This window comes from Streptomyces sp. SID10853 (assembly GCF_010548145.1).
Lineage (GTDB): Bacteria > Actinomycetota > Actinomycetes > Streptomycetales > Streptomycetaceae > Streptomyces.
Genome location: NZ_JAAGLN010000315.1, coordinates 1 through 6533 on the forward strand (window position 1 = coordinate 1; position 6533 = coordinate 6533).

Sequence of the window (6533 nt, forward strand, 5' to 3'; positions counted from 1 at the left end):
GGGGGCACGGCCAGTTGCAGGACGTCGGCGAGGCTGCCCGCGTACCGGTCGGCGACCGCCCGGGCGAGCCCGAGCAGTTCGGGGCTGAGGACGGGCTCGGGCGACACCACCCCGGCCAGCGCGGCGAGCGGCCCCGCGTAGTCGGAGTCGGCCCGGCGCTCGACCAGGAATCCGTCGATCAGCCCGCCGCCCTCGCGGCGGCCGTCGCGCACCTGGCGGCTGCCCGCCCCGAACCTGACCCGCACCCGCACACCGGGCTGGGCCGCCTCGTCGAGCTCTTCCGGTACGGCGTAGTCGAAGAACTGGTCGAGGTGGAGCACGCCCTTGTTCACGACGACCCTCGCCACGGGCAGCTCTTTGGCGAGCGCGGCCCCGCGCCAGGTGCGCGGCTTGGCCCGGGGCACCTTGGTGCGCCGCACGGTCTCCCGGATGAGAGCAAGCTGCTCGGGGCCCTCGTCGCCGGGGGCCCCCGACTGCTCGTCGTCGCTGCTCACAGCCAAATTCCTACCAGACACCACTGACATCGGGCGTGCCGGGCGGACGGCCGCGGAGCCGGGCGCCCGACCGGCGCCCGGGTGGTGCGGCTCAGTGACCCGGCGCGCTGTCCAGGGCGAGCACGGCGTACGTCGCCAGCCAGTGGTCGGAATTGAATTCGCCCGATGAGACGGCCGGGAGCCCCACCGCCAGATGGGCCGCGACGGAATTCTCCACGGCCTCGCGCGCCGGCCCCTCGGGCAGCGCTGCGGCGATGGCACGCAGCCCCGCGGCCCGGCTCAGGGTGAGGCCGAGCAGATGCCCGATCTGCGGGTCGGAGTAGTCCGAGATCACCGGCGGGGTGAGCAGCGAGCAGGTGTCCCCGCTGGTCAGGGCCGGTACGAACCGGGCGAGCCAGCCGGGGAAATCGGCGGCGGGAAGGACCCGCAGCATCGCGTGTGCCTCGGTCAGCGCGGGCGAGAGGAAGTCCTGGCCCGAGGGCTCCCAGTGGAGCGGTGCGTCGTGGTCCCCGGTGAACCAGTCGGTCAGCCGGGCTGCCGCCGCGTCAAGCACGGGGCGGGCGAGGCCCGCACGCTCACCCGCGTCCAGGACGAGACCGAGGCCGAAGGCGCTGTTGTTGTGCACCCCGTGCCGGACCGGGTACGTGGCCTTGGCCAGCCATGCCTGCAGCAGATCGCCGACGGCGTCCACGGCGGGGGCGAGCGCGTCCGCCCACCGGTCGCCCGTCGCACCGCCCAGCGCCCGGCACTCGGCGGCGAGCGCGATCAGCCAGGCCCAGCCGTACGGGCGCTCGAACGACGGACGGCGGCGCAGATAGGCGGCCTCGACGGCGATGTTGGCGGGGGTCAGATGGACGTCCAGCACCTCGGTGATCCGGCTCGCCGTGCTCGCGGGCAGCGCGTCCGCGCCGTTCAGGTCCCCGCCCGGTGCAGCCGGTCCGTAGCGGCGCAGCAGCCGTACGAGCAGCCAGTGCATGTGCACGGTCGAGTGCCAGTCGTACGACCCGTAGAACGCGGGGTGCAGCTCGCGCGGCGCGACGATCTCCTCGGGCCCCGCGTACAGATGGGCCGGGGCGTTCGGGTACTCGCGCACCACGTTGTGGAGCGCCAGCTCCGCGAACGGACGGGCGTACTCACGGGGCAGCACGGAGGCCGGGACCGGCGGGGTGGGGGGCATGGCGGTACTCCTTGAGCGGGGCGGTACGGGGTCGGGGGTGCGAGAAGGCAAGTGGATGAGGGGGGCACGGGCGGCTGGGTGCTGCGCTGCGGCCGGAGGGCGGACGGCGGGCTCAGAAGGCGAACAGCGCGAGGACGGCGATGTTGCAGACCAGCAGGGCCGCCGCCGTGGGCAGTTGGGCCTTGATGGGGCCGTACTGGTCGTCCAGTTCCAGCAGCGCGGCCGGGACCAGGTTGAAGTTGGCCGCCATCGGCGTGACCAGGGTGCCGCAGAATCCGCAGAGCATGCCGATGGCGAGGATCGCCGGAATGCTGCCGTGCATCTGCTGGATCAGGACGGGCCAGCCGACCGCCGCCGTCATGACCGGGAAGGCAGCGAAGGCGTTGCCCATGACGATGGTGAACAGGACCATCCCGCAGCAGTAGACGAGCACCGCGATGAATCGCTGTCCGTCCGGGAGGATGGACTCGGTGATCCGGCCCACCTGGTCCCCGACGCCCGCCGTCTGGAAGATCGACCCGAGCACCGCGAGCAGCTGGGGCAGCACGAGGGCCCACCCCATGGATTCGAGCATGTTGCGCCCGGCGTGCAGCGGGACCGAGATCCGGCGCTCGCGCAGGACGACCATGCCGACCGCCAGGGCGGCGATCGCCCCGATGCCGAGGCCCAGGATCGTCTCGTACGTCGGCTCCAGGACCGGCTCGCCGCCGATCCTCACCTTCTTGAGCAGTGTCGCGCAGAGCATCGCGACGACGGGGATGGTGAGGGCGGGCAGGAACAGCTTGTTGCCGAACCGCGCGGCCGAAGCGGCCCGCTCCTCGCGGGGCGGGGTGTGCGGGGTGCCCCTGCCGGTGAGGCCGAAGCCGCCGAGGACGATCAGCACCAGGACGGCGGCACCGAGCGGCTCGGCCGGAAGCGATTTGTCGACCACACCGGTCGAGTAGAAGAAGGACGCGCCCAGCAGGCCCCAGAAGGACGCCGAGCCGAAGCGCTTGGGGTTGGTGCGGTCGGCCGCCATCTGCGCCGCCATCACCAGGAAGACCGCGCCGACCAGCCAGAAGAAGTACTCGGACTTGATCACTTGAGGTCCTCGGGGCGGCGGGCGGTATGGGCGGCGAGTTCGTTCTCGGCGGCGACGACGGCCAGTTCGCGCTCCAGCACCCGGTCCAGGTGCAGCAGGCGCGCGCCATGGATGAGGAAGGCGCAGATCGCGGACGGGATCGCCCAGAGGGCGAGGCTGAGCGGTTCGAGGTGCTGGTTGTACGTCGAGTTGACGAAGCCGGTGATCAACAGGATCGAGCCGATGGCTATGAAGCAGTCCTCGCCGAAGAACATGCCGATGGTGTCGGCACCCGACGCGTGCGAGCGGATCTTCTCGCGCAGCCGCTTCGGCAGCGGCCCGCCCGCCCGGGTCTCGGCGGCGGCCTCGGCCATCGGGGCGATCAGCGGGCGCACGCTCTGCGCCGGCCCGCCGATGCTGGTCAGTCCGACGGAGGCGGTCAGCTGGCGGATCAGCAGATAGAGCGCGAGGAAGCGGCCGGTGGTCAGCTTACCGAGCCGTCCGATGAGGGTGCGGGCCTGCTCCTGGAGGCCGTAGCGCTCCAGGAGGCCGATGACCGGGAGGGTGATGACGAAGACGGTCACGGAACGGGACGAGGCGAAACTGCTGCCGAACGAGGCCAGCACTTCCTGCGGCGACATCTTGCCCAGCAGTCCGGTCACGATGCCGGCCACGCCCACCACGAGGAGGGGGTTGCGGCGCGTGGCGAATCCGAGGATCACCACAAGCACGCCGAGGAGAACGATCACGCGTCGGCCTTCTTCCGCGCATGGGCCGGACGGCCCTGATCAGACGGGGATGCTGCGCGAGACCCTAGGCGATTGTTCAACAAACGCACAAGAGGTGTTCGCCACCCGTTACGTCACCCAGTAGGTCACCCGTACGTCACCCAGCAGGTCACCCGGGACCCGGCGGCCCAGCCAGGACAGCGACGCTCACCCGGACACCGGGGCGTTCCCCCGTACCCCCGGTTCCGGCCCGCTCGTCCGGCACCGGCCCGCGCTCACTCCGCGGCGAGGCGCATCGTGTACGCCTCGGCGAGCTGACGGCGGGAGTCCTCCAGATAGAAGCCCAGCATCCGTTCGGCGCCCGCTGCGTCACCTGCGGCCAGCCGGTCCACGAGCTGTCGGTTCCGGGTGAGGTAGGGCTCGTGGAAACGCCGCGGGTCCGCCATCACATGGAAGGCGAGACGCAGCTCGGCCAGCACGTTGCGCATCAGCTCGTTCACCCGGGGGCTCCCGGCGAGCGCGGCGAGCGCCTGGTGGAACCGGATGTTGGCGGTGGAACAGGCCGCCCACTCGTCCACGGCCGCGGCCCGCTCCCCGGTGGCCACCGCGGCCTCCACGTCGTCCAGCCGGTACGGGGGCTCCCCCAGCGCACGCAGCGCCGAGCACTCGACCAGCAGCCTGACCTGGTAGATGTCGACCAGGTCCTCGACCGCCAGGACGCGGACGAAGACGCCCCTGTTCAGCCGGTGTTCCAGCAGCCGCTCATGGGTGAGCAGCCGGAACGCCTCCCGCAGCGTGTTGCGGGACACCGCGAGCGCCGCGCTGAGGGCCTCCTCGGACAGCCGGCTGCCGGGCGGGAAGTACCCCTCGGTGATCCGCTCACGCAGGATCGCGGCCACCCGCTCCGCGGTACCGGCACCCGTGCCGACCGGAACGGCGCCGCCCGCCGTCAGCTCCGAGAGATCCGGAGAAGTCCGGCCCGCTGTCCCCGCCATGTCTCGACCCCTGTCCGTGAATTGTTCGCCGCTCCGCCTCGCGCCGGGCGGCACCGCCAAGGGGTCCTAAGTCAACCGCAGGGGCACGCCCGCACCCAAGCCGACCCCGGACCGGCACCCGGCCACCCACCCCTCTGTCCCTCCCTCCACCCCTCCCCCGCAACAACCCTTGTCAGATTGTTCAACAATTAGTTAGCGTACGCACGTGATGGATCTCAACGCGGACCTCGGTGAGGGCTTCGGCCGGTGGCAGCTCACCGATGACGATGCCCTGCTCTCCTGTGTGACGAGTGCCAACGTCGCCTGCGGTTTCCACGCGGGTGACGCGTCCGTGATGCTCCGGGTGTGTGACACCGCGGCGGCGCGCGGGGTGCGCATCGGCGCCCATGTCTCGTACCGGGATCTCGCCGGTTTCGGCCGCCGCTCCATGGACATGCCGGCCGGTGAACTGGCCGCCGAGGTCGCCTATCAGATCGGTGCACTGCGGGTCTTCGCGGAGGCAGCCGGGCCCGGTGTGTCGTACGTCAAACCGCACGGCGCGCTCTACAACCGCACCGTCCGCGACGAGGAGCAGGCCGCGGCGGTCGTCGAGGGCATCCGCCTCGCGGGCGGCGGCCTCGCGGTACTGGGTCTGCCGGGCTCCCGGCTGCTCACTGCGGCCCGGGCCGCCGGACTCCCCGCGGTCGATGAGGCGTTCGCCGACCGCGCGTACACCCCGCAGGGCACGCTCGTCCCGCGCCGCGAGCCCGGCGCTGTGGTCGAGGACGCCGGAACGATCGTGCGCCGGTCCGTCGGGATGGCGGTCGACGGCACGGTGACCGCCGTGGACGGCAGCCGTGTACCGGTCGGTGCCCGCTCCTTGTGCGTACACGGCGACACTCCGGGCGCCGCCGACGTCGCCCGCCGGATCAGGGCGGCCCTCGAAGAGGCCGGTGTCACGGTCGGGTCGTTCGCGTGAACGAGCCGAGCACCACAGGACCGACAGAACCCACCGGCATCGCTGACACCACCGGCATCACTGACACCGCTGACACCACCGGCATCACTGACACCATCGGCACCGCCATCACCGGCACCAACACCACCGGCACCAACACCACCCGCACCAGCACCAGCACCCCCGGCATCCGGGTACTGCCCGCAGGCCGCGACGGCCTGCTCGTGGAACTCACCACGGGGGCGGCCGCCGAGGCGTTCCACGCCGAACTGCTGCGCCGCGGCGCCCTGGGCGAACTCCCCGCCGTACGCGAGATCGTGCCCGGCGCCGGGACCGTCCTGCTCGACGGCATATCCGACGGCGCGCCCGGCGCCCCGGCCCGTCTGGCCCGCTCGCTCGTCTCCTGGCGGATACCACCGCTGCCGCGCGACGCGGGCCCGGTCGTCGAGGTCCCCGTGGTGTACGACGGCCCCGACCTCGCCGATGTGGCGGCCGCGTGGGGCGTCGGGCCCGGCGACGTGGCGCGGATCCACAGCGGCATCGAATTCCGGGTGGCGTTCTCGGGCTTCGCCCCCGGTTTCGGCTATCTGACCGGTCTCCCCGAACGCTTCCGGGTGCCCCGCCGCGCCACCCCGCGCACCCGGGTCCCCGAAGGATCGCTGGCGCTCGCAGGCCCGTACACCGGCGTGTACCCGCGCGCGTCCCCGGGCGGCTGGCAGCTCATCGGCCGGACACCCGACCCGGACCGTCTCTGGGACCAGGACCGCGAGCCCGCCGCCCTGCTGACACCTGGCACCCGGGTCCGTTTCACGGAGAACCCGGCCGGCCACCGCACTGCCGGACCACGTACCGAGGGGGCAGGCCAGTGACGCCATCGGTGCCGGTGACGGCAGCCATGCTCCAGGTGGTCCGCGCGGGCGCCCTGACCACAGTGCAGGACGGCGGCCGTACCGGGTACGCCCATCTCGGCGTCCCGCGCGCGGGCGCCCTGGACGCCCCGGCCCGCCTCCTGGCCAACCGGCTGGCCGGCAACCCGGCGGACTCCGCCGTCCTGGAGACCACACTCACCGGCTGCGCGGTCCGCCCCACCCGGGCGGTGACCGCGGTCGTCGGGGGCGCACCCTGCCGGGTCACCGTCGACG

At 72.5% G+C, this 6533-nt stretch carries 6 protein-coding genes and 2 pseudogenes; 3 read left to right on the forward strand and 5 right to left on the reverse strand.

Annotated elements, in window-relative coordinates; translation table 11 throughout:
• The 5 genes and pseudogenes from G3I19_RS33270 to G3I19_RS33290 form a co-directional block, all read right to left on the reverse strand.
• Positions 1 to 494: pseudogene (locus G3I19_RS33270) on the reverse strand (primosome assembly protein PriA); the annotation flags it as partial.
• Positions 495 to 585: 91 nt separating this feature from the next.
• Positions 586 to 1671 carry a DUF2891 domain-containing protein gene (locus G3I19_RS33275; protein WP_164267438.1) on the reverse strand — a complete coding sequence of 362 codons (1086 nt, stop codon included), beginning with the start codon at positions 1669 to 1671 and terminating at the stop codon, positions 586 to 588.
• Positions 1672 to 1783: 112 nt separating this feature from the next.
• Positions 1784 to 2752, reverse strand: a complete 969-nt coding sequence (locus G3I19_RS33280; RefSeq protein ID WP_164267439.1) for a DUF979 domain-containing protein — start codon at positions 2750 to 2752, stop codon at positions 1784 to 1786.
• The gene (locus tag G3I19_RS33285; protein WP_164267440.1) at positions 2749 to 3480 is read right to left on the reverse strand and encodes a DUF969 domain-containing protein; all 732 of its coding nucleotides are present in this window, start codon (positions 3478 to 3480) and stop codon (positions 2749 to 2751) included. The genes G3I19_RS33280 and G3I19_RS33285 overlap by 4 nt, the downstream gene beginning before the upstream one ends.
• 254 nt (positions 3481 to 3734) lie before the next feature.
• A complete protein-coding gene (locus tag G3I19_RS33290; protein WP_164267441.1) occupies positions 3735 to 4454 on the reverse strand; it encodes a GntR family transcriptional regulator in 720 nt (239 codons plus the stop codon).
• Between the two features lie 208 nt (positions 4455 to 4662).
• On the opposite strand from G3I19_RS33290, the gene G3I19_RS33295 reads away from it, so the two are divergent.
• The 3 genes and pseudogenes from G3I19_RS33295 to G3I19_RS33310 all read left to right on the forward strand — a co-directional run.
• Positions 4663 to 5412, forward strand: a complete 750-nt coding sequence (locus tag G3I19_RS33295) for a 5-oxoprolinase subunit PxpA (protein ID WP_164267442.1) — start codon at positions 4663 to 4665, stop codon at positions 5410 to 5412.
• Positions 5413 to 5579: 167 nt separating this feature from the next.
• Positions 5580 to 6260, forward strand: a complete 681-nt coding sequence (locus tag G3I19_RS33305) for an allophanate hydrolase subunit 1 (RefSeq protein WP_164267443.1) — start codon at positions 5580 to 5582, stop codon at positions 6258 to 6260.
• A gap of 26 nt (positions 6261 to 6286) precedes the next feature.
• Positions 6287 to 6533: pseudogene (locus G3I19_RS33310) on the forward strand (allophanate hydrolase subunit 2 family protein); the annotation flags it as partial.